This is a genomic window from Burkholderia sp. Cy-637, assembly GCF_011753175.1.
In the GTDB taxonomy this organism is placed as follows: Bacteria; Pseudomonadota; Gammaproteobacteria; order Burkholderiales; family Burkholderiaceae; genus Burkholderia; species Burkholderia gladioli.
Map to the genome: position 1 here is coordinate 40,590 of NZ_VWWC01000020.1, position 24,759 is coordinate 65,348.

Sequence of the window (24,759 nt, forward strand, 5' to 3'; positions counted from 1 at the left end):
GTCCTATTCGTTTGCCGGCGGCGAGGCGAAGCCGGGCCGGCCGAGCTGGGCGGGCAGTTGCGGCACGCGGCGGAAGCGGCTGGTGTCGTAGCCCATCGCGTCGAAGCGCGCGAGCAGCGAGCGGTAGGTGGCCTCGTCCATCTCCGGCTCGCGCGAGAAGATCCAACCGAGCGACTTGCCGGGATAGCCGATCAGCGTGTAGCGGTAGTCGGGGTCGACGTAGAGCGTCAGCTGGGAGACGTGGATCGGCCAGAACAGCCGCACGCGCCACGCACCGCCGCCGCTGCCGGGCACCACCGTGTCGAGGAACTGGTAGCGGCTTTCCGGCTGGTCGAAACCGCCGCGTCGGCCGACGAAGGCGTCGTCGATCCGGCCGTCCTGACGCAGCGTCCACTCGGCGCGGCTGGCGACGACATCGCGCTCGGCGAAGTAGGGAATGTTGGCGATCACGTACCAGCGTCCCATGTAGCGCGGCAGGTCGACCGGCACCGTGACCAGCGGCAGCGCCGCGCGCGGGTTCGGGTTCGGCGGGCCACCCGAGCATCCGCCCAGGCCGAGCGCCGCCGCCAGCGCAAGGCAACGCAGAATGGCGCGATACATCGAGCGGGCCGGCTTCATCGGCGCGCCGCCCGCTTGTCGAACAGGTAATGCGCGACGCCCCATTCCTGCCCGGCGCGATAGCCGAACAACTCCGCCACCGCCATGTAGAACATCCGCCAGCGCTGGAACCAGACGGGCGCCTGCGCGCCGTAAGCCTCCACCAGCACCGGCATGACGCGCTCGTGCGCGGCATCGAGCGAGCCCAGCCAATGCTCGGCGGTGCGCGCGTAATGCGTGCCGTCCAGCCACCATTGGCGCGTCACGCGCAGATCGTCCTGGAAACGCAGCAGCAGGTTGGCCGAAGGCATGGTGCCGCCCGTGAAGAAATAACGGGACATCCAGTCGCTGCCGTCGCGAACGGTGAAGTGATAGGCGAGCGAGCGATGCGCGAACAGATGCACGAACAGCCGGCCGTCGTCGTGCAGCCAGCCGGCGATCTTCGCCAGCAGCAGGCCGTAGTGCTTCATGTGCTCGAACATCTCGATCGACAGCACGCGGTCGAAGCGCTCGGTGCCGGCGTCGAATTCGTGGTCGACCACGTTGCCGGTCACGATCCGCAGATTCGTCAGTCCCGACTCGGCCGCGCGCTGCTCGATGAAGGCGCGCTGCCCATGCGAATTGGACAGGCCGACGATCTCGGCGCGCGGATAGCGGCGGGCCAGCCACAGCGAGAGCGAACCCCAGCCGCAGCCGAGATCGAGGATGCGCTGGCCGTCGGCCAGGCCGGCGCGCTCGGCATAGAGCCCGAGCATCGCCTGCTCGGCTTCGGCGAGCGTCTCGCTGCCCGTCGGGTAATGGCAGCACGAATACTTCAGACACGGCCCCAGATGCGCCGCGAAGAAGGCGCCCGGCAGCTCGTAGTGCTGCGCGTTTGCCGCCTGCGTCTCGATCGCGATCGGGCTGGCGCGCAGCTCGGCCAGCAGGGCCTCGAAGGCTTCCGCCTGGCGGGCGCTGTCGCCGGCGTGCTCGTCGCGCAGGCGCTGGCGCAGCAGCGCGCGCATGCCGAGCCGGATCGCCGCGTCGGGCAGCCAGCCGCGCTCGGCGCAGCGCAGGGCGAAACCGTCCGGCGCTTCGGCGCGCGGAACGGCGGACGAATCGGTGGTGACGGCGCTCATGGTCGAGGCTCTCCTGGATCGGTGGAAGATGCGGTGGATGGCCGGCGCGGCGGCCAGGGGATCAGCGCGCTGGTGCGGCGCCGGTATTCGCGATAACCGGCGCGGCTGTGCACCAAGTGCTCCTCCAGCAGCGGGATGCCGGATACCTTGAGCAGCAGCCAGGCCATCAGCAGCGGCGGCGCCAGCGTGGCCCAGCCCCAGGGCCGTCCCAGCGCCCAGGCGGCATAGGCGCACCAGTGCAGGCATTCGAAGAAATAGTTGGGATGGCGCGAGTAGCGCCACCAGCCCACGTCGCAGACCTGGCCGCGTCGATCGGGCCGGGCCACGAAGCGTCGCAGCTGGCGGTCGGCGGCGGCTTCGCCTGCCACCGAGGCGATCCAGATCGCCAGCGCGAGCGCCATCGCGAACCGCGAAGGCGGATCGGCTTGATAAGCCGGCACGAAGAAGGCGATCGCCAGCAGGATCGACACCACCGCCTGGAGCAGGAAGAAGGCCAGCATCCGCCATGCCGCCGATGCGCCCCAGCGCTCGCGCAGCGCGCGATAGCGGTAGTCCTCGGGCTGGCCGTGGTTGCGGCGCCAGAGATGCCAGCCGAGCCGCCAACCCCACGCGCCGCCGCAAACGGCGACGAACAGGCGGTTGAACGCATCGCCCGGCGCCACGACGGCGACGAGCACGGCGACGCCGCCCAGCGACAGCGCCCAGACCGGGTCGATCATCCCCGCATTGCGGGTGCGCAGCTGGACCGCCCAGGCCGCCGTGAAGACGGCGATCAGGGCAAGCAGGACAAGGACGAAAGCGGCGATAAACGACATGCAGGCTCCGGGGCAGGCTTCATGGCGGCTTGAAGCGGATACGGAGCAGCGGGCGCAACGGATGCAGGGAATGCGACGAATCGGCGGATAGCCGCGTCAGGCCGTGATGCGGCGGAGGGCGGGAACGCTGGAAGGAGCAAGGCGGGCCGGCGGCTCGGGCTGCCGGCGCCGCCCCGCGCGGCGTCAGGCGGTGTGAACCTGGCCGGTGGCGATCACCGGGCCGGTCGGCTGGCCGGTGGGCGAGCCGCCCGTCGGCTCCACCGAGACGGCGAGCACCGCCTGGGTCTTGAGCTGCGCCACGATCTGGGGCGGCAGCGACATGGTGGCCGGCGCATCGGACGGGAACACACCGAGCGCGACCGGCTTCGCGCCCGGGGCGATCAACCAGAGCTCGGTCGAGCGATCGGCGGCGATGCTCGGCTTGACCGCCGGCGTGACGATCATCTGCGCGCGCTGCAGGTCGACGGTGGCGGTCCAATGCGCCGTGCCGTCCTCGCGGGCGATGGTCGCGACCAGGTAGGACGGCGCCGAGGCGACCGGCGTGGCCGGCTTTTCCAGCGTGCCCAGGTCCACCGCGAGCAGCGCGACCACGGCAACGCTGGCGCCGATCCCGACCCAGCGCCACAGCACCAGGTTGTTCCACCAGCCCACGCGAGCGGGCGCGGCACGCGGCGCCGACGGCGCATCCAGCCAGCCGAGGTCGCGCTGGATGCGCTGCCAGACGCGCGCGGGCGGTGCCACGGCCGGCACCGCCTCGGCCAGTGGCGCGAGCCGCCGCTCCCAGCGCAGCAGCGTGTCGCGCAGGCGCGGATCGCGCTCGACGCTGGCTTCCAGCGCCCGGCGCTCGTCGGCGTCGAGCACGCCGAGCACGTATTCCGCGCAGCGCAGGTCGGGGTCGAGTTCGGGAGGCGTGGTCATCGCTCGAGGCAGCTCTTGAGCTGGATCAGGCTGCGCCGGATCCAGCTTTTCATGGTTCCGAGCGGCACCTGCCGCCGCTCGGCCAGCTCGTTGTAGGACGCGCCGGTGTAGAAGGCCTCGCGCACCACGCCACGCTGCATGGCTTCGAGCTGTTGCAGGCAACGTTCCAGGCGCAGGCGCTCCTGGCTCGCCTCGGCATCGGCGGCCGGCGTGGGCGCCTCGTCGGCCAGTTCGGCCCAGGATTCGTCGTCGCCGAGCGGCACCTCGCGATGTTGCCGGATCCGGTCGATGGCGCGGTTGCGGGCGAGCGTCACGAGCCAGGTCAGCGCGCCGCCGCGCGTGGCGTCGAAGCTGTCGGCCCGTCGCCAGGCGGTCATGAACGCATCCTGGAGGATGTCCTCGGCCTCGCCCTTGTCGCGGACCATGCGGAGAATCACGCCGAACACGCGCGGCGCCGCCGCGCGGTACAGCGCGGAGAAGGCGGCCTGGTCGCCTTGCGCGACCTGTTCGAGCAGGCTGTCGAGTTCGGGAGAGGACGAGGTACGCCCGGTCGCCGCTTGGGCGCGGTCGACCGGATCGGGGCGCGCTGCATCACCGGACGGTTCGTTCATTCGCGAAGAAGGGCGAGCGCCACCCCGGCGGGATGGTCTGTCGCAATATACCATCGCGAATCGCCATGTCAGCGATTGGCTCAGCGTCAGGTGATGCGAGGGTTCCATCGTCGGGGGCGGGCGTTGTCCTGGGTCTTCCTCGATACGGATCAGGCGCCGCGGTGGATGCAGGCGATTGGAAATCGGGCCGGGCGGATGATGCTGCTGGCGCGACAGTTACTGCCATTGCGCCACGCCGCCATGGCGCGAGCAGGTGCCGGAACGATGCCGGCTGAAGCTGTAGCTGCCGTCGCGACAACGCGCGGTGGCGCCGGCCGGGACTTCGCCGTTGCGTGAGTGCGCAGGGGAATGAACCTGCTCGCCGTCGCGGTTCGTGTAGTGGCCGTGCTCCTGAAGCTGGGATTCGTCAGGGGTTAGCTGGGGCTGGTAGGCGAAGGCGGGCGCGACAAGTACGCCCAGCAGCGCGGCAAGCAGGAATCGTTTCATTGGGGTCCCCCGCGGCGGCTTTGGCCGGTGGTGGTTGGTGCTGGGTCGGGTGGGCCGCGGCACACCTCTCATTTCTCTCTGCAAAAACCTCAACCCGCGGATCCGAGAACAGAGATAACCCGTTGATTTATATATGATTCAAATGAACTTCTCTCTGCAACTCTCTAATTTTTCTTTGCAATTCTCTCTGTCAGCCGCCAACAAGGCGCCGTGTCTGAGCCAGTGTTGGTGATCACTCCATGGCGGCGCAACCGGGTCAACAGGCCACTGACCTTGTTGTATTTTTGCTTGTCATCCAGGGCATCGCTCAGTTTGTCCATCAGTAGTTTGTTGATTTCAGCACGGTTGGCCTGGCCAAACTTCTCTAGGTAGTCGGTCAGTAACTTGGCGTAGAAAGCGTCGTCCTGCGCACGGGTGCGGATGTAGTCGGCTTTGTTTGCTGTTGCCTCCGCCACGGCTGCCGAGACGTGAAAGTTGGGCTTACGCCCTTCAATCAGTTTGCTACGTCGCAAACGAGCAGCGGCTTCGTCCGGGATGGGCAACTTTTTCTGAACGCGATCCAGCGCAAGGATATCCGCCAGCGGTAGATCAGTATTCTGGATCAGCAAACGACTGTAGGCTGGGTCGGTAACGCCACCGTAAATCGTCAGTTTGACTGCGCCGATGTCACTCAGATCATAGTCCGGTAACGGGAAGTAGCGCCGCGCCTGCCCCGCATAGATAGAGTGGATGCCATAACCCATGGTGTCGATCATGTTCAATTCGACCATTGCCTGGGCCAAAGCCGGGTTACGGTACCGGCGTGGTGTCTTGTCGCCCTGGATGTACTCGTCTGGCTGTCCCTCGAAGAAACTGCCTTCATTCTCGAACACCAATCTGTCAGGCAATTCCGTCACCACCACTCGCCCATTGCGGGTGTAATCCTGGTGGGCAAGGCAATTGTGTAGGGCTTCCAACACGATCTTCTGATCGTACTTGGAGACTTCAATCGGCAACAACTCGTCTTGCGGCAGCAACCGAAGCTGAATGTTGCGAATACGCTGATAGAGTCGTGTCGTGCTTAGCAGGAATGGTGGTCCGAAGTGCTCATAGGCCCGCTCCTGGCCTTCCAGCTTCCAGGTCAGTTGCGCTGGATAGGGAGAGAGGCGGAAGGTCGATTCAATCTTGCCGAGCAATAGCAGCGCGGTACGGGTGATTTGGCCGTTTCGCGTGACGCGAGCGCGATCAAGAAAGGTTGGCACCGACCAGCCTTCGACCTCACCAGATTGGAAACGGTTGGCATACTTCTGCGCGAAAGACTCACGCGCTTTGTGTACAGCCGTCTCATCCAGATCATCCAGCGTAGCGCCAGCCACTACCTGTGCCGTCCAGTCTTGCCCTTGGGTTTGGCGGCGGATGTCATCCAGCTTGTCCAGCCCCAGCGAAGTCAGGCTTTCGCCGGCACGAGCGTAGTAGTGGCCTTTCCAGGCAATCGGAATGCCCTGCGGTGCTGCAGGGATCTCCAACATCAGCACACGGCCATCGGCGTGCGCCAATTCATGGATTTCGCGGAAGGTAATGCGAGGTTCCGCATTTTCGGCAATCTGCATCTTCAGCGATTGCAGACGCTCGGATTGAGGGCGATAGTCCGTGCCCACCACGCGGCGAGTCTTGTTGCTCACACCGAACACCAGCCAGCCGCCATCGGTGTGGCGAAGGTTGGCTTCGTTTGCCAGGGCAGAGAAGTACTTGCCTATCTCGTCAGTACTGTAGTTGTTGTCAGCCTGCTTGAATTCAGCCACTTCGTTCTCCCAAGTGGCGATCAGGCTGCTCAGCCGCTGGCTCAAGTCTGGTTGCGTCATCCTCTCTCCTCTGCTGCCTCCATCACTTCGATCAAGCCTTCGACCGTGACTCCCCTTGCTTCAGCACCGGTTCAATTGCTGTGTCCTTACTCTTTTGTGAACCTACTCATTCGAATTCAGGCGGTCAATTTATCAGTCGTGGTGGACAGGCGTCCTGAAAGCGCACCTGAACAGCTCGCGAGCATCCACGCAACTCTGGCCGGCCCACCGCGCCGGCTTACTTCCCGATGCAGAACCGACTAAAAATCACCCCCAGCAGATCATCCGAAGTGAATTCCCCTGTGATCGAATTCAACTGCTCCTGCGCCAACCTCAATTCCTCGGCAAACAGATCGAGCGCCTGCGCATTCTGATCCGCATGATCCGCCGCCTGTGCCAGATGCTCCCGCGCCGCGCGCAGCGCCACCAGGTGGCGCTCGCGAGCGAGATACACGCTTTCGGCGCCCGCCTGCCAGCCGGCGATGCGCAGCAGCTCGGCGCGCAGCAGGTCGATCCCGTCGCCCTGCTTGGCCGACAGGCGCAGCTCGGTGAGATCGACCTCGCCCGCCGCGCCGCTGCCCGGGTGCGCCACCGAGGCCGCCTCGCCGCTCAGGTCCGTCTTGTTGAACACACGCACCACTGGCACACCGACCGGGAAACGCTCGGCGATCGCGCGATCCTCGGCGCCGAGGCCCGTCTGCGCGTCGAGCAGGTGCAGCACCACGTCGGCGCGCTCGATCTCGCCCCAGGTACGCGCGATGCCGATCTTCTCGACCTCGTCCTCGGTCTCGCGCAGGCCGGCGGTATCGATGATGTGCAGCGGAATGCCCTCGACCTGGATGGTCTGCGCGACCTTGTCGCGCGTGGTGCCGGCGATCGGCGTGACGATCGCCAGCTCGGCGCCGGCCAGCGCATTGAGCAGCGAGGACTTGCCAACGTTCGGCTGCCCGGCCAGCACCACCGACATGCCCTCGCGCAGCAAGGCGCCCTGCCGCGCGTCGCCGAGCACCTGCGCGAGCCGCTCGCGGATCCGCGCGAGCTTGCCGCGCGCGTCGGCCGCCTCCAGGAAGTCGATCTCCTCCTCGGGAAAGTCGAGCGTCGCCTCCACCAGCATCCGCAGGCCGATCACGTCCTCGACCAGCGCGTGGATATCGCGCGAGAACACCCCGTCGAGCGAGCGACCGGCCGAACGCACCGCCGCCTCTGTGCTGGCCTCGATCAGGTCGGCCACGGCCTCGGCCTGCGCCAGGTCGAGCTTGTCGTTGAGGAAGGCGCGGCGCGTGAACTCGCCGGGCTCGGCAAGCCGCAAGGCGTGCTCGCGCCCGGCGTCGAGGCAGCGTTGCAGCACCAGCTGCAGCACGATCGGGCCGCCGTGGCCCTGCAGTTCGACCACGTGCTCGCCCGTGTAGGAATTCGGCGCGGTGAAGTACAGCGCGATGCCGCGATCGAGCGCCGCGCCGGCTGCGTCGAGAAAGGGCACGTAGCTCGCGTGGCGCGGCGCCAGCACCTGGCCGCACACGGCACGCATCAGCGCTTCGGCCGCCGCGGCGCCGGCGCGACCGAACGACACGCGCACCACGCCGATCCCGCCGCGGCCGGAAGCAGTGGCAATGGCGACGATCGGATCGGAATCGGTAGCTGGCATCGGGATATGGGATCAGGAAAGGAGGTTCGGACCAGCGTCATGAGGTCGCCGCCGGAACGCCGCATTGTAGCGTGGCCGCCCAGGCGCCACGGGCTCGCGGCCGGGACATGAAGCCGTTGGATGTGAGTGGCAGGCAGGCATCCTCTTTTAGCTCGATTGCGCTAATACCGAGATTCGCCGTCTCACGCATCGAAGCCACGAAATCCGCTCTTACCGCCTATTTACGAGATAATACCGGGCATCGACTGGCCTTTCGGCCAGTACCTCTCAGCGCTCAATGAGATAAATCTTTCGTAGCCGGTTGTTATCGGACGCGAACCCCGATTGCACAATCGGCGCATGCCCAGCCTCGACGAAAAACTGGCGTTTTCGGAACGCCTCAAATTCGCGCTACAGCGCAGTCCGGAGAAGCCCTCGGGAGCCACGGAACTGGCGCTGCATTTCAATCTGCGCTATCGCGGCGCGCAGCCGGTATCGGCACAAACCACCCACAAATGGCTGACGGGCCGCACCATTCCCACCGTCGACAAACTCGTCACGCTCACCGAATGGCTGCGGGTCGACCTGCACTGGCTCCACTACGGCCCGCCGCCGAGCAACTCGGCGGGCACGCCCAATCCCCTGCCGCGCGACGAACGTTACCCGCCCACCGCCGAGACGATCGAACTGGCCAGCAAGATCGAAGCGCTCTCATCCCATCACCGTTACCTGGTACAGGAACTGATCGAGCAGTTCTACGGCGGCGCGACGGGGCGCTGAGCTTCGCATCGACGCGGCGCAATGTCGCGATCAACAGGATTCACCCACTTCGCCCGGGCGGCGCGGACTTGGCCGTTAGTTGCATTTGAGACAAAACCCCTCAGACGGCTATCCACGATCCGGCACATTCTCCTAAACACGCTAAATCGTCGCGGGCCAACCTCATAGCGCCGCAGCACTTCACATGCCGATCATCCCCAACCAGCAAGGCATTTTAGAGATAACGCCGCGCGCATTACCCATCCGAAATCAGCTAAATCGCCACTCATTTGAGATAAATATGGCGCGACCGGTTGTCGCTATAGCCAAGGCTCGCTTGCACAATCTGGCGCATGCCGACCCGAGATGAGAAAACGGCGTTTTCGGAACGCCTGAAATTCGCCTTGATGCGCAGCCCGGAAAAAGTCTCGGGCGCGACCGAACTCGCCCTGCACTTCAACCTGCGGCACCACGGCGAGCACCCGGTCTCGCCGCAGACGGCGCACAAATGGCTGACCGGCCGCACCATCCCGACCACCGACAAGCTCGAGACGCTGGCCGGCTGGCTGCGCGTCGACGCGCACTGGCTGCATTACGGGCCGCCGCCCTCGGTGGCCGCGCGCAACACGCCGAAGCCGCTGCCGCGCGACGAGACATACCCGCCCACGCCGGAGACGATCGAGCTGGCCACCAAGATCGAGGCGCTTTCGCCGCACCACCGCTACCTGGTGCAGGAGCTGATCGAACAGTTCTACGGCGACGCCTCCGAGCACTGATCCGCGCAACTTTCCGTTTTCCGCCACGCATAAAAAAACCGCCCGGCTAGACCGGGCGGTTTTTCTTCATGCATCCAGCTCAGGCCGTTTCCAGCTCGATCAGCTGGCCGCCTTCTTCTTGCCGATGGTGCGCGTGATGTAGTACTGCTGCGCGATCGACAGCACGTTGTTGACCACGTAGTACAACACCAGGCCGGCCGGGAAGAAGAAGAACATCACCGAGAACGCGATCGGCATGAACATCATCATCTTGGCCTGGACCGGGTCCGGCGGCGTCGGGTTCAGGCGCGTCTGCAGGAACATCGAACCGGCCATCAGCACCGGCAGGATGAAGAACGGATCGCGCTGCGACAGATCGTGGATCCAGAGAATCCAGGGCGCGCCGCGCATTTCCACCGAGGCCAGCAGCACCCAGTACAGCGAGATGAACACCGGGATCTGGATCACCACCGGCAGGCAGCCGCCGAACGGGTTGACCTTCTCCGTCTTGTAGAGCTCCATCAGCGCCGCGTTCATCTTCTGCGGATCGCTCTTGAAGCGTTCGCGCAGCGCCTGCATGCGCGGCGTGATTTCCTTCATGCGCGCCATCGACTTGTAGCTCGCCGCCGACAGCGGGAAGAACACGGCCTTGATCAGCAGCGTGAGCAGCACGATCGACCAGCCCCAGTTGCCCACGTAGCCGTGGATCTTCTGCAGCAGCCAGAACAGCGGCTTGGCGATGATCGTCACCCAGCCGTAATCCTTCACCAGGTCGAGGCCCGGGGCGATGCCTTCCAGCACGCGCTCCTCTTCCGGGCCGGCGAACAGGCGCGCCGACACGTCGGCCGACTGGCCCGGCTCGATGGTCTTGACCGGCTCCTTCACGCCCACGCGATACAGCGACGGGTCGATCTTCTCGACATAGATGTCGCGCTTGACGCCCTGCTGCGGAATCCAGGCCGACGCGAAGTAATGCTGGACCATCGCCACCCAGCCGTTGTCGGCCGAGTTGATGTATTCCGCCTTGTTCTTGTCGATGTCGCTGAAGGTGATCTTCTGGAAGTGCTTCTGGTCGGTGTAGACGGCCGGCCCGAGGAAGGTGTGCGAGAACAGCGGCGTTTCCACCGGCGTGCTGTCGCGCACGATTTCCATGTAGACGGTCGGCGTGACCGGGGCCGTGCCGACGTTGTCGATCTTGGTGTCGACGCCGATCACGTAGCTGCCGCGCGTGAAGGTATAGGTCTTCACCACCTTCACGCCGCCCTTCTCCTGCGACTCGAAGGACAGCTTCATGCTGTCCTGGCCGGCCGCCAGCGCGCTGGGGTTGCCCGCCGCCGGCGTGTACAGGTCGTTGTGGTTCGGGAAGTTGCCGCCCGTCACGCCGGTGCGCGCCAGGTAGGTGTGATCCTTGGTGTGGTCGAACAGCGTGACGAACAGGTCGGGCTGCTTGCCGTCGCCTTCCTTCTTCAGCGTCAGCTTCGCCAGCGTGCCGCCGCGCGTGTCGATCTCGCCGTCATAGACGTCGGTCGAGAACTTCACCAGCTGCGCCTGGGCGATCGGCGCGGTGGAATCGGGTGCCGTGTTCGAGGCGGCCGGCAGGGCCGCCGGCGCGCCGCCGGCCGCCGAGGCGCCGCTGCTCGCATCGGTCGAGGAGGCGCCGGTGGTCTGCGTGACGTTCGGGAAGAACATCGACTGGCGTCCATGGGCACGCTGCCAGTTGTCGTACAGCATGACCGCTGACATGAAGAAGATCACCCATAGGACGGTGCGTTTGATATCCATGCGTTGTCTCAGAGTCGATGGGACGGCGCTTCAGCGTCGTGGCTGGCGCAAGGACCGGAACGGGCCGGTGGTACCAGATCGATGCCGCCGGCGGAAAAAGGATGGCAGCGGCACAGGCGCCTGGCGGCCAGGTAGGTGCCGCGCGCGGCGCCATGATACTGGATTGCCTCGCGCGCGTAATCCGAACAGGAAGGGTAAAAACGGCAACGGCTGCCGAGGAAAGGACTCACGGCAGCCTTGTAGAAACGCAGCAACGCGATCAAAACCGTTTGCATAGCAGTCGGCGCCTGCGCGCCGCCATGTGGCCGGACATATCCTCGGGATGCATCCGGCCCGTACCTCGTGGGGAAAGCTCAGTCCGCCGCGGGCTTCGCGGGCCCGCGCCGCACGACCTCGCGCGCCGCCTTGTCCAGCAGCTCGCGGATCTCGCCCTCGCACAACGCGGCGAGCGGCGCGGAAGCCGCGCTCGGCATCGCCTTCGCGTCGAAGCGCGTATGCAGCCGCAGCAGCAGGTCCCAGCCGGCGAACTCGGCGCGCCGCCGGCGAAACGCGTCGCGGGCGAGGCGCTTCACCAGGTTGCGCGTGACCGCGCGCGGCGCGAACTTCTTGCCGATCACCAGGCCCAGACGCGCGTCGCCGCCCGTCGGCTTGCCGTAGATCACGAAGTGCGCGCTGCGCCGCCAGGGCCGCAAACGAAAAACGGATGAGAACTCATCCGTTTTCAGAAGCCGCGCGGCTTTCGGGAAGGTCGCGCCCACCAGCAACGGATCGATGCCGGGGCCTGCGACTGCGTTGCCCGCATCGCCGCGCACGGCACACACGGCGTATCGCCCGCCCTTAGATGGCCAGGCGCTTGCGACCCTTCGCACGACGTGCGTTGATGACCTTGCGGCCACCCGCCGTCTTCATGCGGACGCGGAAACCATGGGTACGCTTGCGACGCGTGACGGAAGGTTGGTAGGTACGTTTCATGTTGCTCTCACTTTGACGAGAATATCGGTAATCAGGGACCGCGTGCCCGATCCTTCAGGCCACCGGGCGAACGCAATCGCCGAAAATCTAGGATTGGTTTTCGCGGAACCCGCTATTTAAACCGTTTTTCTGTGGACGGTCAATACTTTAGGCCCTGCCTCGGCCCCATTTCCGCCTCCGCCCCCGCGATCCTGTGCCCACCCGCCCGATCGCCCCACCCCTGTGGATAACTCCCGCGACGCGCGTTTTTGGCGGTAGAATCTCGCCTTATCTCCAGGAATCCCGCACGCCGCTCCGGCCCGTCCTGTGCCCCAAACCCTTGTGGCACCAGCCTCCGGAGCATGCTCGCTCGGCCGCACCGGGCCTTGTTGCCAATCCGCGACAAGGGCGGCCTCGTGCCGCTGTGCAACCCAAGAACGACAGCAACTCAATGAACGAATTCTGGCAACACTGTTCCGCCCTGCTGGAGCGTGAATTGACGCCCCAGCAGTACGTGACGTGGATAAAACCGCTGGCGCCGGTGGCCTTCGACGCCGCCGCGCACACCTTGTCCATTGCCGCCCCCAACCGCTTCAAGCTCGACTGGGTGAAGAGCCAGTTCTCGGGCCGGATCTCCGATCTGGCCCGAGATTTCTGGAACGCGCCGATCGACGTGCAGTTCGTGCTCGACCCGAAGGCCGGCGCGCGCAGCGCCGCGCCCGCGGTCGCGCCGCGTCCGTCGGTGGCCGCCACCGGCACCGGCGCGAGGCCCGAGATCGGTGCCGAGGGCGGGGTCGGCACGGCCGGCGTCTTCAGCTTCACCGAGCCGTCGTCGCCGGGCGTGCCGGTGCTCGGGGCCGGCTCCGGCAGCGGCGCCACCGGCTCCTTCTCGGCGGCCTTGGCGGCGGCCTTGCCGTGCCGCGCCGGGTCGACCTTCAGGAAGTGATCGACCAGCTTGAAGAAGCGGTCGTAGAACACGCCGGCGGGAATCGTCTCGCTGGCGATCTTCACCATCGAATCGTCGCTCGAGCCGATCGGCAGCGACACCGAGCCCAGCACCGAAAGACCGACGCTGGCCGAGGTATTGGTCTTCTTCAGCGTGTAGCGGTCCTGCACCGCGTTCACGTAGGCGATGCTCGAGCTCGAGTCCGCATCGGCGTCGACGCAGACCACGTGGAACTCGATCACCACGTGGGTATCGTTGTTCGGCTGGAAGTTCTTGCTGCCGTCCACCGTATCGGGCCGCGCCAGGTTGGTGATGTAGCCCTGGCTCAGCAGCGCGCGGCGCGCCGCCTCGCAGGTGGCCGTCGAACTCTCGTGGAAGGTATGCGTGTACGGGCTGCTCGATGCGTCGAACTGCTCCTGCGTGTACAGCGGCTTGGGCGCGGACGAGCAAGCCGCCAGCAGGGTGCCGGCGGCAAGCGCGCAAGTCAGGGAAATCAGGCTGGGTCGATTGTGCATGGCGTCGAGTAAGGGGCGGGCCCGCCGCCGCGCGGCCGTCGCGCTGCGAGGCCCCTGCCGGTTGCGTGACCGGCCGCTATTATAGTTTCCCCTGATGTCGGCCTGCAGTTGGGGCCGCCGGGCGCCATGAAAAAAAATCCCGCCGGTGGCGGCGGGAGGCGGGAGGCGGATCGAGAGCGGCCGGCCCGGCGCGGGCGCGGCCCCGGCATCGGGCGCCGCGCCTTGATGGCGACGGCGCGGCGATGGCGGACCAGGCTCAGGCCGTGCCCGTGGCCACCTCGATCTTGCGCGGCAGCGCTTCGGCGCGGCGCGGGATCCGCAGCGTCAGCAGGCCGTCGCGCAGGTTCGCCTCGATGCGAGCGGTATCGAAGTGCGGGCTGACCACGAAGCTGCGCAGATAGCGCGGCGCGCGCCATTCGGCGTGCTGCACGCGCAGGCCTTCGGTCTGCGGCAGCGACACCTGGGCGTCGATGGTCAGGCGGTTGTCGTGCACGCGCAGGTCGAGCCCGGCCTTCGAGACGCCGGGCAGGTCGGCCCACAGCGTGATGCCCTCGCTGTCCTCGACGATGTCGACGGCCGGCGTGACGGCCGGGCCGCGGCGCGGTGCCTCGCTGGCTTGCGTGGTTTCCGGCGCGGCAGTGTCGGCGACGGCGGGGCGATCGATCAGTTCGGACGTGGTGTTCATGGCGATATTCCTCGAGGCTGTTTACTGGACTTGGATCGAACGCGGCTGCGATGCCGCGCGCTTCGCGATACGGATGCGCAGGCAACCATCCTCGTAGCGCGCCTGGATGTCGTTGGCATCGGCATTCGAGGGCAGTTCGACGGCGCGACGGAAGCGTCCGCCGAAGCGCTCGCGGGCCAGCACGCGAGCGGCCGCACGCGGCGCCTCGCCTTCGGCCTGCGGTGCAGCGGGGCCGGCCTGCGCCTCGCGGCGCTCGCCCGTGATCGTCAGGAGTCCTTTGTCGATGCTGAGGTCGAAGTCGCCGGCCTGCATGCCCGGTGCCGCCACCACGATCTCGATCGCCTCGTCGGAGGCGCCGATGTTGATCGGCGGGAAGCTGTCGAAGCGCCCGCTGCGCGCGGCCGCCGCGAACGAGGGCGCGGCCAGCAGGCCCGACATCTGCCGCTGCAGCCGGTCGAATTCGCCGAACAGGCCGGCACCGAAACGATAAGTGGTCATGGTTCGAGTCCTCTCGAGGATCGGCACGCGCGGCCCTGTTTGAAACACGCGGCGTGCGATGCGTTGTCAACCGGCGGCGCGGGTCGCGCTCGCCTCATGGCTCCACAGGTAGGAACGCCGCGCGCGAATTCAAGAGGCCATCGTCAATCGAGCCTGCACGCGCATCGATGGCCGGGGCGCGAGCCCCTCGCCTCGTTTCGCGCGCGCCGTCGTGTCCGAGAGGAAAAGGTCCCGGGTGGAGGGCGGCGCCGAGAGAACCGCCGGGGTCGCGCCCCGCTTCAGGGCGATCCCTATCGGGATCATCCCGAATCGCGACCTCCAGCCGTCCCAAACTGCGGGAGCGCGATGGTATGCTGGCCTTCTTTCTTATAACGAGGTCGGCATCGGCAAGCCAGCGATGCCGATGACCAAGATCGATTCGCCTCTCGATACGCCAGAAGGTTCTGGTGCCGGCCGCGGCCATCTCCGCCGCCGCGCCGCCGCATTGCGCCGGAACCCGCCCGCAACGCCCGTGCCGCGCGCTCGCGCAACGGCTGCGGTTCGTCGCGAACCGCATCTTGCCTGGTCCGCCCGCATCCATGCGCCGCCGCGTCCACGCTGAAGCTTCATGCCGGGACGCGCGCCACCCACCGAATTCCTGTTCAACTACCTGGAGATTTCCATGACCCGAAGCCATGCGCTCGAGGCTACGCATTCCGTATCGCTCGACGTACCCGAGTACGTCCGGCACCGCGGCCTCGTCGACTGGGTGGCGCGCATCGCCGCGCTGACCGAACCCGAACGCGTCGTCTGGTGCGACGGCTCGCAGGAGGAATACGACCGCCTGTGCGAACAGATGGTCGCGCAGGGCACCATGATCCGGCTCGATCCGCTCAAGCGTCCGAACTCGTTCCTCGCGCTGTCCGACCCGTCCGACGTCGCGCGCGTCGAGGATCGCACCTTCATCTGCAGCGAAGCGCGCGAGGACGCGGGCCCGACCAATCACTGGATCGCGCCGGCCGAGATGCGCGTCACGCTCGACGGGCTGTTCCGCGGCGCGATGCGCGGCCGCACGCTCTACGTGGTGCCGTTCTCGATGGGTCCGCTCGGCTCGCCGATCGCGCATATCGGCGTGGAGCTGTCCGACAGCCCCTACGTGGCGGTCAACATGCGGATCATGACGCGCATGGGCCGCGACGTGTACGAGGTGCTCGGCGAGGACGGCCACTTCGTGCCCTGCGTGCACAGCGTCGGGCAGCCGCTGGCGGCCGGCGAGGCCGACGTGCGCTGGCCCTGCAACGACACCAAGTACATCGTCCACTTCCCCGAGACGCGCGAGATCTGGAGCTTCGGTTCGGGCTACGGCGGCAACGCGCTGCTCGGCAAGAAATGCTTCGCACTGCGGATCGCCTCGACCATGGGCCGCGACGAGGGCTGGCTCGCCGAGCACATGCTGATCCTCGGCGTGAGCGCGCCCGACGGCACCAAGCGCCATATCGCGGCGGCCTTCCCCTCGGCCTGCGGCAAGACCAACTTCGCGATGCTGATCCCGCCGGCCGGCTTCGAGGGCTGGAAGGTCACCACCATCGGCGACGACATCGCCTGGCTCAAGCCCGGCGCCGACGGCCGGCTCTACGCGATCAATCCCGAGGCGGGCTACTTCGGCGTGGCGCCCGGCACCGGCGAGAAGACCAATCCCAACGCGCTGGCCACGCTGCGCGAGAACGTGATCTTCACCAATGTCGCGCTGACCGACGACGGCGACGTCTGGTGGGAAGGCCTGACCGATACGCCGCCCGCCCACCTGCTCGACTGGCAGGGCCAGGACTGGACGCCGGAGATCGGCAAGGAGACCGGCCGCAAGGCCGCGCATCCGAACGCGCGCTTCACGGCGCCGGCCTCGCAATGCCCGTCGATCGACGCCGATTGGGACAATCCGGCCGGCGTGGCGATCGACGCCTTCGTGTTCGGCGGGCGCCGCTCGACCACGGTGCCGCTGGTGACCGAGGCTCGCGACTGGACCGAGGGCGTCTACATGGCCGCCACCATGGGCTCGGAAACCACCGCCGCGGCAGCCGGCAAGCAGGGCATCGTGCGCCGCGACCCGTTCGCGATGCTGCCGTTCTGCGGCTACAACATGAGCGACTACTTCTCGCACTGGCTCACGCTCGGCAAGCAGCTCGAGGCCTCGGGCGCGAGCCTGCCGAAGATCTACTGCGTGAACTGGTTCCGCAAGGATGCCGACGGCCGCTTCGCCTGGCCCGGCTTTGGCGAGAACATGCGCGTGCTGAAGTGGATGCTCGATCGCCTCGACGGGCGCGGCGAAGGCGTCGAGCATGCGCTGGGCGTCACGCCGCGTTATCACGACCTGCACTGGCAGGGCCTGGCCTTCACGCCGGCGCAGTACGAGCAGGTCGCCTCGGTGGATCGCGAGGCCTGGCGCGAGGAGCTCGCGCTGCATGACGAGCTGTTCGACAAGCTGAAGGCGCGCCTGCCGCAGGCGCTCAGCGAAACCAAGGCGAAGTTCGAGTCGCGCCTGGCCGACTGAGGTCGGGCTTCATGAGAAGAACGCCACGCTGGCCGCAAGCCGCGTGGCGTTTTTCATTATCGGTTGCGCGCGCAAGGATTCCGCGACGAACGATGTGCCTCGCCTGCGCTTCGCGACGCGCAGGCGCCGATCGATGCGACAATCGTCGCCGGGCTTCCCGGACGACTCAACTACATCGGAGACACGCATCCCATGGACATCCAACGCATTGCCGTGATCGGCGCGGGCGTGATCGGCGCGAGCTGGACCGCCTTCTATCTCGACCAGGGTTTCGAACTGGTGGTGAGCGACCCGGCACCCGAGGCGGCAGCGCAGTTGAACGCCGCGCTGCGGCGCTTCATGGGCGAGACGCGCCTCGGCGAATGCGCGGCGCGGCTGCGCTTCGAGGCCGATCTCGAGGCCGCGCTCGACGGCGTCGATTTCGTGCAGGAGAACGGCCCGGAACGGCTCGACGTGAAGCGCGAGCTGTATCGCCGCATGGATGCGCGGCTGCCGGCCGAGGCGCTGATCGCCTCCAGCTCGTCGGGGCTCACCATGTCGGCGATCCAGACCGCCTGCGAGCGCCATCCCGAGCGCTGCCTGATCGCGCATCCCTTCAATCCGCCGCACCTGATCCCGCTGGTCGAGCTGGTCGGCGGCGAGGCCACCTCGGCCGAGACCATCGCGCGCGCGAAACGCTTCTACGACGCGCTCGGCAAGGTCACCATCGTGCTCAACAAGGAAATGGCCGGCCATGTCGCGAACCGGCTGGCGGCCGCGCTGTTCCGCGAGGTCTATCACCTGGTGGGCGAGGGCGTGGTCAGCGTGGCCGACGCCGACAAGGCCGTGTCGTGGGGGCCGGGCTTGCGCTGGGGACTGATGGGGCAGGGGTTGACCTACCACCTCGGCGGCGGCGAGGGCGGCATGGCGCATTTCCTCGACCATCTGTCGGGGCCCATCACGAGCTGGTGGGACGATCTCGGCACGCCTTCCTTCAACGAGACGGTCGATCGCAAGCTGGTCGAGGAACTGCGCGAGATCCAGGGCGAGCGCTCGATCGCCGAGTTCGGCGCCGAGCGCGATCGCCTGCTGGTCGAGCTGATCGAGGCGCGGCGCCGCAGCTTCCTGCCCTGAGCGTTCGGCTCGCCGCGTCGGCTTCTCTCAGTTGTAGAAGGCCGAGGGCGCCACGCCGAAATGCCGCTTGAACATCGCGGTGAAGGCGCTCTGGCTGCGATAGCCGTGGTCGAGCGCGACGCTGAGGATCTTCTCGCCGTGCGCGAGGCGCTTCAAGGCCAGCAGCAGGCGCGCCTGCTGGCGCCAGCGCCCGAAGGTCATGCCGGTCTCGCGGCTGAAGCCGCGGTAGAGCGTTTTTTCCGACATGCCGAACTGCCGGGCCCATTCGGTGATGGTGCGATCGTCGTGCGGCGAGGCCAGCAGCGCGTCGCAGACCGCGCGCAGCCGAGCATCGCGCGGCCAGGGCAGGTGCAGCGGGAGTTGCGGCACCGAGTTCAGCTCGGCCAGCAGCAACTGCATCAGGTGCTCGTCGCGCGAGCCGGGCGCGTAATCGAGCGGCACGTCGATCGCCGCCACGATCAGCTCGCGCAGCAGCGGCGGCACGTCCACCACGCCGGTGCGCGCGCGCAGCGCCAGCGCCGCCGAGGGCTCGACGAACACGGTGCGCATCTGCACGTCGCCGCTCATCTGCACCGCGTGGTCGAGTCCGGCCTCGAGCCAGACGCCGCGCGTGGGCGGCACCACCCAGGCACCCGTTTCGGAGGTCACCTGCATCACGCCCTCGATGGCGTAGAGCAATTGCGCGCGGCGATGCCGGTGCGTGGCGATGTGCAGGCCGTTCGGATAGCGCGCGGCCATCGCGGCGACCGGGCGCGGCGTGTTCTCGTAGGGCAGGTGGTCGACGGGCTCGGCTGCCGATCGGGGCGTGGCGAAAGGGGACATGGCGGCGGTCGGCTAGGCGCGCACGGCACGGTGCCGCGCGCGAAACACGCCCATCCTAGGGCGTTTCGCCGGTTTCGCCAATCGTCGCGGCCGGGCGGCGGCGGGCCGCCCGGATCGCACGGATGCCGCGCTTATTGCTGCGCTTGCGTTTGCGTTTGCGGCTGCTGGGCCCAGCTCGGCGTCTTCGACTCGAAGCGCGCGCGGTTGCGCTCGATGGTGCTGTCGCTGGGCGGGTAGTCGCCGTCGGTGGTCGGGATGGTGCCCTCGCGGTAGGCCTGCACGAGTTCGGCGACCACTTGCGCGTGGGTCTTCTCGGGCGGCGTGGCGGCGGTGGACGACTGGGCCTGCGCCAGGGGCGCAACGGCGGCCAGCAGCAGCGGCAGGCAGAACAGGGATCGCATGATGGGGCTCCTTCATCGGCATCGCGGCGCGTTGTGCGCACCGGCGCGCGGAGTGCGCGACGGCCGTTGCGGCGCATTCTGGCCGCGTGAGGCTGCCCGGACCGTGACCGGACGATGACGTGCTTGTCAGTTGGCTTGCGGCGGCCCGGGCAGGGCTCGGCCGCTTGTCAAGCATCGCTAACGAATCGCCGATGGCGGCCTGACGAATGCCTGACGCGCGATGGTGAAGGCTGTCGCCGTGCCGGCTTCAGAATTCGGCGGCGGCGGCCGCGAGCGTCGCCTCCAGCGCCAGCGTCGAGCGCGAGGCGGAAGCCGGCCGGTCGATCACGTATTCGAGATCGCCGAGCGCGGGCAGGTCGGCGTCGAGCTTGGCCAGGCCCTGCGGGATCACGTAGCCGGCGAAGGCCGACACGCCCAGCCCGGCCGCCGCGGCCGCGCGCAGCGCCGCGATGCTGCTGCTCGACACGGCGATCCGGTAGGGCCGGCCGATCGCGTCGAGCGTCTCCAGCACGCGCCGGCGCGACACGCTGGGCTCGGGATGCAGGGCCAGCGGCAGCACCGCCTCGCGCCCGGTGATCGGCGAGCCGGGGCCGGTGCACCAGTAGAGCGGCTCGGTGCGGATCACGCGGCCGCGCCGGCTGCCGGCGACGCGCTTGGCGAACACCAGGTCGTGGCGCCCCTCGTCGAGCGCGTCGAACAGGTCGCCCGACAGGCCGGTGGCGATCTCCAGCTCGACCTCGGGATTGCGCTGGATGAAGTTCGCCAGCGCCGCGGCCAGGTGGGTGGAGGCGAAATCCTCCGACATGCCGAGCCGCACCTTGCCCGACAGCGGCGGCCCGCAGACCGACATCACGGCCTCGTCCATCAGCTCCAGGATGCGGCTCGCGTAGCGGTGCAGCGCCTCGCCGTTGGCGGACAGCCGCACGTTGCGCGTGTCGCGCTCGAACAGCGGCCGGTCGAGCAGTTCCTCCAGCCGCCGGATGTGCTGGCTGACGGTCGATTGCGAGAGGTTGACGCGCTCCGAGGCGGCGGTGAAGCTGCCGGTCTGGGCGACGGCGACGAAGCTGCGCAGCAGCTCGGGCGGTAAGGGACGCATGGCGGAATCCAGTGGGGCAGGGCAAGGACGGCGGGCCGGCACCAGCACGGCGAGGGCGCGCCGGCAGCGGTGCTCGCGGGCCTGGCAAAGCCGGCGCGGGCCGGGCCGTCACGGCAGTCTACGGCAAGACGGGCGCGGCCGGCGCGAGATCGATCGGCGCGGCCTCTGAGTGGCATTCGGCAACTTCATCAATCGCGCGCGGGGCGCGGCTTACAATCGTCGCCACGACCGGATACGCATCGCAGGAGAGACGCAATGACGGCATGGAATCAGGCGCAACAGGCACGCGACGCGCGCCTCGCGGCAGGCGCGCATCTCGCGCGCGGCAAGCGGGTGGCGGCCGAGGATGCCACCGCGCTGCTCGAGGCGGTACTGCGCCCGGGCGACCGGGTCTGCCTGGAAGGGGACAACCAGAAGCAGGCCGACCTGCTGGCCGCCGCGCTCGCGGAAGTCGACAGCGGCAGGATCCACGACCTGCACATGGTGCAATCGGGCGTCGTGCTGCCCGAGCATCTCGACGTGTTCGAGCGCGGCATCGCGCGGCGCCTCGACTACGCCTACTCGGGCCCGCAGTCGCAGCGCATCGCCAGGCTGCTGTTCGGCGGGCGCATCGAGCTGGGCGCGGTGCATACCTATCTCGAGCTGTTCGCGCGCTACTTCATCGACCTCACGCCGCAGGTCGCGCTGATCGCGGCGGTCAGCGCCGACGCCGACGGCAATCTCTACACCGGCCCGAACACCGAGGACACGCCCACCGTGGTGGAGGCCACCGCCTTCAAGGACGGCATCGTGATCGCCCAGGTCGACCGCATCGTCGATCGCGTGCCGCGCGTCGACATCCCCGGCGATCGCGTGCACTTCGTGGTCGAGGCGGGCCGGCCGTTCTTCGTCGAGCCGCTGTTCACGCGCGACCCGGCCGCGATCACCGAGACCCAGATCCTCACCGCGATGCTGGCCATCAAGGGCATCTACCAGCCCTATGGCGTGAAGCGCCTGAACCACGGCATCGGCTTCAACACCGCGGCCATCGAGCTCTTGCTGCCCTCCTACGGCGAGCGCCTGGGCCTGAAGAGGCAGGTCTGCACGCACTGGGCGCTCAACCCGCATCCCACGCTGATCCCCGCGATCGAATCGGGCTGGGTCGAGCAGATCCACTGCTTCGGCTCCGAGGTCGGCATGGACGACTACATCCGCGCGCGCTCGGACATCTACTTCACCGGCGCCGACGGCTCGCTACGCTCGAACCGCGCGTTCTGCCAGACCGCTGGCCTCTATGCCTGCGACATGTTCATCGGCTCGACGCTGCAGATCGACCTGGCCGGCCATTCCTCGACCGTCACCGAGAGCCGCATCGCCGGCTTCGGCGGCGCGCCCAACATGGGCAGCGACGCACGCGGCCGGCGCCATCCGAGCGAGCCCTGGCTGAAGGCCGGCGAGCAGGCCGATCCGGCCACGCCGGCGGCGCTGCGGCGCGGCCGCAAGCTGGTGGTGCAGATCGGCGAGACCTTCGGCGAGAAGAACGCGCCGATGTTCGTCGAGCAGCTCGACGCGCTGCGCCTGGCCGACCGGCTCAAGCTCGATCTTGCGCCGATCATGGTCTATGGCGACGACGTCACCCACGTGGTGACCGAGGAGGGCATCGCGAACCTGCTGCTGTGCCGCGACGCGGACGAGCGCGAGCACGCGATCCGCGGCGTGGCCGGTTATACCGAGATCGGCCGCGGGCGCGATCGCAAGCTGGTGGAGCGGCTGCGCGAGCGCGGCGTGATCCGGCGCCCCGAGGATCTCGGCATCGATCCGCTCGATGCCGACCGGCGCCTGCTGGCGGCGCGCTCGGTGAAGGACCTGGTGCACTGGTCGGGCGGGCTGTACGCGCCGCCCTCGCGGTTTCGGAACTGGTGAGGCAAGCGCGCGGCGAGGGTGCCTTCGGGTGCCGTCGCCGCGAGCCGCGCGGCACGCCGCGCGTTTCGGCCGGCCTTCGGGAAGCGCCGGCGGGAGAAATCGAATGGAACGGCTCAATTATCGTCATACCGCGCGGCAGCGCGCGGCGGGGGAGGCGGTCTCGGCGCTGGTCGGCGTGGTCGCCTCCGGCAACCTGGAGGTGCTGGTCGAGCGCGTGCTCGGCGGCACCGACTGCGAGGTCGAGATCCAGACCGCGGCGGTCGGCTTCGGCGAGGTCTGGCAGGCGGTGATCGCCGACTTCGTCGAGCGCCGCTCGCCGGGCGGCCTGCGCCTGTCGATCAACGACGGCGGCGCGCGGCCCGATACGGTCGCGCTGCGCCTGGCCCAGGCGGTGCGCGCCATCGAGGGAGGCCAGCGATGAACGGTTTCGATCCCGTGGCGGCCGGCGCGAGCTGGTACGAGGCCTCGGCGCGGCAGCGCATCGACGGACTGGTGGATGCCGGCTCCTTCGTGGAATTCGTCGGTCCCGCCGAGCGCGAGATGAGCCCGCACCTGCCGCTGTTCGCGCTGCCGCGCCAGTTCGACGACGGCATGATCGTCGGCCGCGCGCGGCTGGAGGGGCGCGAGGTGCTGGTCGCCGCGCAGGAGGGCCGCTTCATGGGCGGCGCCTTCGGCGAGATCCACGGCGCCAAGCTGACCGGCCTGCTGCGCGCCGCGCGCGAGGCGGGCACGCCGGTGCTGATCGCCTTCGATACCGGAGGCGTGCGTTTGCAGGAGGCCAACGCCGGCGAGCTGGCGATCGCCGAGATCATGCGCGCGCTGGTCGATGCGCGCGCGGCCGGCACGCCGGTGATCGGGCTGATCGGCGGGCGCGCCGGCTGTTACGGCGGCGGCGGCCTGCTGGCCGCCTGCTGCTCGGCGCTGGCGGTGTCCGAGCCGGGACGCATCAGCGTGTCCGGCCCCGAGGTGATCGAGACCAATCGCGGCGTCGAGGAATTCGATTCGAAGGACCGCGCGCTGGTCTGGCGCACCATGGGCGGCAAGCATCGCCGGCTGATCGGCGGCGCCGAGCGCTTCGTCGAGGACACGCTGCCGGCCTTCCGCGCGGCCGCGCTCGACCTGCTCGCGGCCCGTCATGCCTTCGACCTCGAGGTGCTCGACGCCGAGCAGACGCGGCTCGAGGCGCGCCTTGCCGCCTACGGCGACTGCGCCGACGCGCGCGAGGTCTGGCAGCGGCTGGGCGCGAGCGAGGCCGAAGCCGAGGCGATCCCCGCCATGCCGGGCGAATCCTTCGCCGCGCTGGCCGAGCGCCTGCAAGCCGTCAAGGGAGAAGCACGATGAAGCTCGATGAGATCCTGGCCGCCTTCGAACACGAGATCGCGATCCGCGAGGACGGCCTGCTGGCCGGCCGCGCCAGCCTGGCGGGGCGCGTGGTCGAGGTGATCGGCGTATCGGGCGGGGCCTTCGTGGGCGTCGACGAGGCGCTGTGGCTGTCCTCGCGCGTGCTCGACATCGTGCGGCGCGGCGGCGACACGCCGATCCTGGTGCTGGTCGACAGCGCCAGCCAGCGCATGAGCAAGCGCGACGAGCTGCTCGGGCTCAACGAATGCCTCTCGCACCTGGCCAAGAGCCTGATGCTGGCGAGCCTGCGCGGCCATCCGACCATCGGCCTGCTGTACGGTGGCACGGCGGCGGGCGCCTTCATCGCCACCGCGCTGGCCACTCGCGTGCTGCTCGCGCTGCCCGGCGCCGAGCCGGCCGTGATGGACCTGCCCTCGATCTCGCGCGTCACCAAGCTGCCGCTCGACGTGCTGCAGGAGATGGCGAAATCGACGGCGGTGTTCGCGCCCGGTCTCGACAATCTCGCGCAGACGGGCGCCGTCGACGCCGTGCTCGATCCGGCGCAGCCGCTCGGGGCCCAGTTGGCGCCCTGGCTCGATGCGCCGGCCGACCGGGCCGATGGTCGCGACCGGCTCGGCGCCGAACGCGGCGGCCGCCCGGCCGCGGCGCGGATCGCC

General features: G+C 68.2%; 25 protein-coding genes and 2 pseudogenes. 9 read left to right on the top strand and 18 right to left on the bottom strand.

Annotation, left to right across the window (positions count from 1 at the left end; genetic code table 11):
* Positions 1–3: 3 nt before the first annotated feature.
* The 8 genes from F3J10_RS08635 to mnmE all read right to left on the bottom strand — a co-directional run bounded on the left by F3J10_RS08635 (position 4) and on the right by mnmE (position 8,010).
* Positions 4–618, bottom strand: a complete 615-nt coding sequence (locus tag F3J10_RS08635) for a lipocalin family protein (RefSeq protein WP_167241886.1) — start codon at positions 616–618, stop codon at positions 4–6.
* A complete protein-coding gene (locus F3J10_RS08640) occupies positions 615–1,715 on the bottom strand; it encodes a class I SAM-dependent methyltransferase (protein ID WP_167241887.1) in 1,101 nt (366 codons plus the stop codon). Before F3J10_RS08640 ends, F3J10_RS08635 begins: the two co-directional genes overlap by 4 nt.
* The gene (locus tag F3J10_RS08645; protein WP_167241888.1) at positions 1,712–2,530 is read right to left on the bottom strand and encodes a DUF1295 domain-containing protein; all 819 of its coding nucleotides are present in this window, start codon (positions 2,528–2,530) and stop codon (positions 1,712–1,714) included. The genes F3J10_RS08640 and F3J10_RS08645 overlap by 4 nt, the downstream gene beginning before the upstream one ends.
* Positions 2,531–2,713: 183 nt before the next feature.
* Entirely contained in the window at positions 2,714–3,448 is a 735-nt protein-coding gene (locus tag F3J10_RS08650) for an anti-sigma factor (protein ID WP_166912285.1), read from the bottom strand.
* Positions 3,445–4,059 (bottom strand): sigma-70 family RNA polymerase sigma factor, encoded by a 615-nt coding sequence (locus tag F3J10_RS08655; protein WP_167230520.1) that lies wholly within the window; start codon positions 4,057–4,059, stop codon positions 3,445–3,447. The genes F3J10_RS08650 and F3J10_RS08655 overlap by 4 nt, the downstream gene beginning before the upstream one ends.
* Before the next feature lie 216 nt (positions 4,060–4,275).
* Positions 4,276–4,545 carry a DUF3761 domain-containing protein gene (locus F3J10_RS08660; RefSeq protein WP_166912289.1) on the bottom strand — a complete coding sequence of 90 codons (270 nt, stop codon included), beginning with the start codon at positions 4,543–4,545 and terminating at the stop codon, positions 4,276–4,278.
* A 164-nt stretch (positions 4,546–4,709) separates the two neighbouring features.
* Entirely contained in the window at positions 4,710–6,386 is a 1,677-nt protein-coding gene (locus F3J10_RS08665) for an RNA-binding domain-containing protein (RefSeq protein WP_167241889.1), read from the bottom strand.
* 217 nt (positions 6,387–6,603) lie between these two features.
* The gene (mnmE, locus tag F3J10_RS08670; RefSeq protein WP_167241890.1) at positions 6,604–8,010 is read right to left on the bottom strand and encodes a tRNA uridine-5-carboxymethylaminomethyl(34) synthesis GTPase MnmE; all 1,407 of its coding nucleotides are present in this window, start codon (positions 8,008–8,010) and stop codon (positions 6,604–6,606) included.
* Between the two features lie 339 nt (positions 8,011–8,349).
* On the opposite strand from mnmE, the gene F3J10_RS08675 reads away from it, so the two are divergent.
* Both F3J10_RS08675 and F3J10_RS08680 read left to right on the top strand, forming a co-directional pair.
* Positions 8,350–8,769: a transcriptional regulator gene (locus F3J10_RS08675; RefSeq protein ID WP_036039204.1), complete on the top strand. Its 420-nt coding sequence runs from the start codon at positions 8,350–8,352 to the stop codon at positions 8,767–8,769.
* Positions 8,770–9,101: 332 nt separating this feature from the next.
* The gene (locus F3J10_RS08680; RefSeq protein WP_013699792.1) at positions 9,102–9,524 is read left to right on the top strand and encodes a transcriptional regulator; all 423 of its coding nucleotides are present in this window, start codon (positions 9,102–9,104) and stop codon (positions 9,522–9,524) included.
* 99 nt (positions 9,525–9,623) lie between these two features.
* Here F3J10_RS08680 and yidC read toward each other — a convergent pair whose 3' ends face one another.
* From yidC to rpmH, 4 genes are all read right to left on the bottom strand, one after another.
* Positions 9,624–11,285, bottom strand: coding sequence for a membrane protein insertase YidC (gene yidC, locus F3J10_RS08685; protein ID WP_167241891.1), 1,662 nt, complete (start codon positions 11,283–11,285; stop codon positions 9,624–9,626).
* An 8-nt stretch (positions 11,286–11,293) separates the two neighbouring features.
* Complete coding sequence (gene yidD, locus F3J10_RS08690; protein WP_081060853.1) at positions 11,294–11,560, bottom strand: membrane protein insertion efficiency factor YidD; 267 nt, start codon at positions 11,558–11,560, stop codon at positions 11,294–11,296.
* 78 nt (positions 11,561–11,638) lie between these two features.
* Entirely contained in the window at positions 11,639–12,049 is a 411-nt protein-coding gene (gene rnpA, locus F3J10_RS08695; RefSeq protein ID WP_152554301.1) for a ribonuclease P protein component, read from the bottom strand.
* 73 nt (positions 12,050–12,122) lie between these two features.
* Positions 12,123–12,257: a 50S ribosomal protein L34 gene (rpmH, locus tag F3J10_RS08700; protein WP_004198824.1), complete on the bottom strand. Its 135-nt coding sequence runs from the start codon at positions 12,255–12,257 to the stop codon at positions 12,123–12,125.
* A gap of 430 nt (positions 12,258–12,687) precedes the next feature.
* On the opposite strand from rpmH, the pseudogene F3J10_RS36620 reads away from it, so the two are divergent.
* Positions 12,688–13,021: pseudogene (locus tag F3J10_RS36620) on the top strand (DnaA N-terminal domain-containing protein); the annotation flags it as partial.
* On the opposite strand, the pseudogene F3J10_RS08710 reads toward F3J10_RS36620, so the two are convergent.
* From F3J10_RS08710 to F3J10_RS08720, 3 genes and pseudogenes are all read right to left on the bottom strand, one after another.
* Positions 12,996–13,697 (bottom strand): annotated as a pseudogene (locus F3J10_RS08710) (DUF2242 domain-containing protein); the annotation flags it as partial. The pseudogenes F3J10_RS36620 and F3J10_RS08710 overlap by 26 nt on opposite strands.
* Positions 13,698–13,953: 256 nt before the next feature.
* Positions 13,954–14,382, bottom strand: coding sequence for an Hsp20/alpha crystallin family protein (locus F3J10_RS08715; protein ID WP_025098600.1), 429 nt, complete (start codon positions 14,380–14,382; stop codon positions 13,954–13,956).
* A gap of 21 nt (positions 14,383–14,403) precedes the next feature.
* Positions 14,404–14,880, bottom strand: a complete 477-nt coding sequence (locus F3J10_RS08720; RefSeq protein ID WP_025098599.1) for an Hsp20/alpha crystallin family protein — start codon at positions 14,878–14,880, stop codon at positions 14,404–14,406.
* A gap of 661 nt (positions 14,881–15,541) precedes the next feature.
* Here F3J10_RS08720 and F3J10_RS08725 point away from each other — a divergent pair.
* Both F3J10_RS08725 and F3J10_RS08730 read left to right on the top strand, forming a co-directional pair.
* Complete coding sequence (locus F3J10_RS08725) at positions 15,542–17,407, top strand: phosphoenolpyruvate carboxykinase (GTP) (RefSeq protein ID WP_167233878.1); 1,866 nt, start codon at positions 15,542–15,544, stop codon at positions 17,405–17,407.
* A 192-nt stretch (positions 17,408–17,599) separates the two neighbouring features.
* Positions 17,600–18,520 carry a 3-hydroxyacyl-CoA dehydrogenase NAD-binding domain-containing protein gene (locus tag F3J10_RS08730; protein ID WP_025098597.1) on the top strand — a complete coding sequence of 307 codons (921 nt, stop codon included), beginning with the start codon at positions 17,600–17,602 and terminating at the stop codon, positions 18,518–18,520.
* 27 nt (positions 18,521–18,547) lie between these two features.
* Here the strand turns inward: F3J10_RS08730 and F3J10_RS08735 are convergent, their stop codons facing one another.
* The 3 genes from F3J10_RS08735 to F3J10_RS08745 all read right to left on the bottom strand — a co-directional run bounded on the left by F3J10_RS08735 (position 18,548) and on the right by F3J10_RS08745 (position 20,839).
* On the bottom strand, positions 18,548–19,342 hold the full coding sequence (locus F3J10_RS08735; RefSeq protein WP_025098596.1) for a helix-turn-helix transcriptional regulator: 795 nt from the start codon (positions 19,340–19,342) through the stop codon (positions 18,548–18,550).
* A 131-nt stretch (positions 19,343–19,473) separates the two neighbouring features.
* Positions 19,474–19,743, bottom strand: coding sequence for a DUF4148 domain-containing protein (locus F3J10_RS08740; RefSeq protein ID WP_167241892.1), 270 nt, complete (start codon positions 19,741–19,743; stop codon positions 19,474–19,476).
* A gap of 247 nt (positions 19,744–19,990) precedes the next feature.
* A complete protein-coding gene (locus F3J10_RS08745) occupies positions 19,991–20,839 on the bottom strand; it encodes a LysR family transcriptional regulator (protein ID WP_013697338.1) in 849 nt (282 codons plus the stop codon).
* A gap of 255 nt (positions 20,840–21,094) precedes the next feature.
* Here F3J10_RS08745 and mdcA point away from each other — a divergent pair, with 255 nt between their 5' ends.
* The 4 genes from mdcA to F3J10_RS08765 form a co-directional block, all read left to right on the top strand.
* Entirely contained in the window at positions 21,095–22,741 is a 1,647-nt protein-coding gene (gene mdcA, locus F3J10_RS08750; protein WP_167241893.1) for a malonate decarboxylase subunit alpha, read from the top strand.
* Positions 22,742–22,844: 103 nt separating this feature from the next.
* Positions 22,845–23,162 (top strand): malonate decarboxylase acyl carrier protein, encoded by a 318-nt coding sequence (gene mdcC / locus F3J10_RS08755; protein ID WP_167241894.1) that lies wholly within the window; start codon positions 22,845–22,847, stop codon positions 23,160–23,162.
* On the top strand, positions 23,159–24,082 hold the full coding sequence (locus tag F3J10_RS08760; protein WP_167241895.1) for a biotin-independent malonate decarboxylase subunit beta: 924 nt from the start codon (positions 23,159–23,161) through the stop codon (positions 24,080–24,082). Before mdcC ends, F3J10_RS08760 begins: the two co-directional genes overlap by 4 nt.
* On the top strand, positions 24,079–24,759 hold a 681-nt coding region (locus F3J10_RS08765; RefSeq protein ID WP_167241896.1), incomplete at its 3' end, for a biotin-independent malonate decarboxylase subunit gamma. The genes F3J10_RS08760 and F3J10_RS08765, both read left to right, overlap by 4 nt.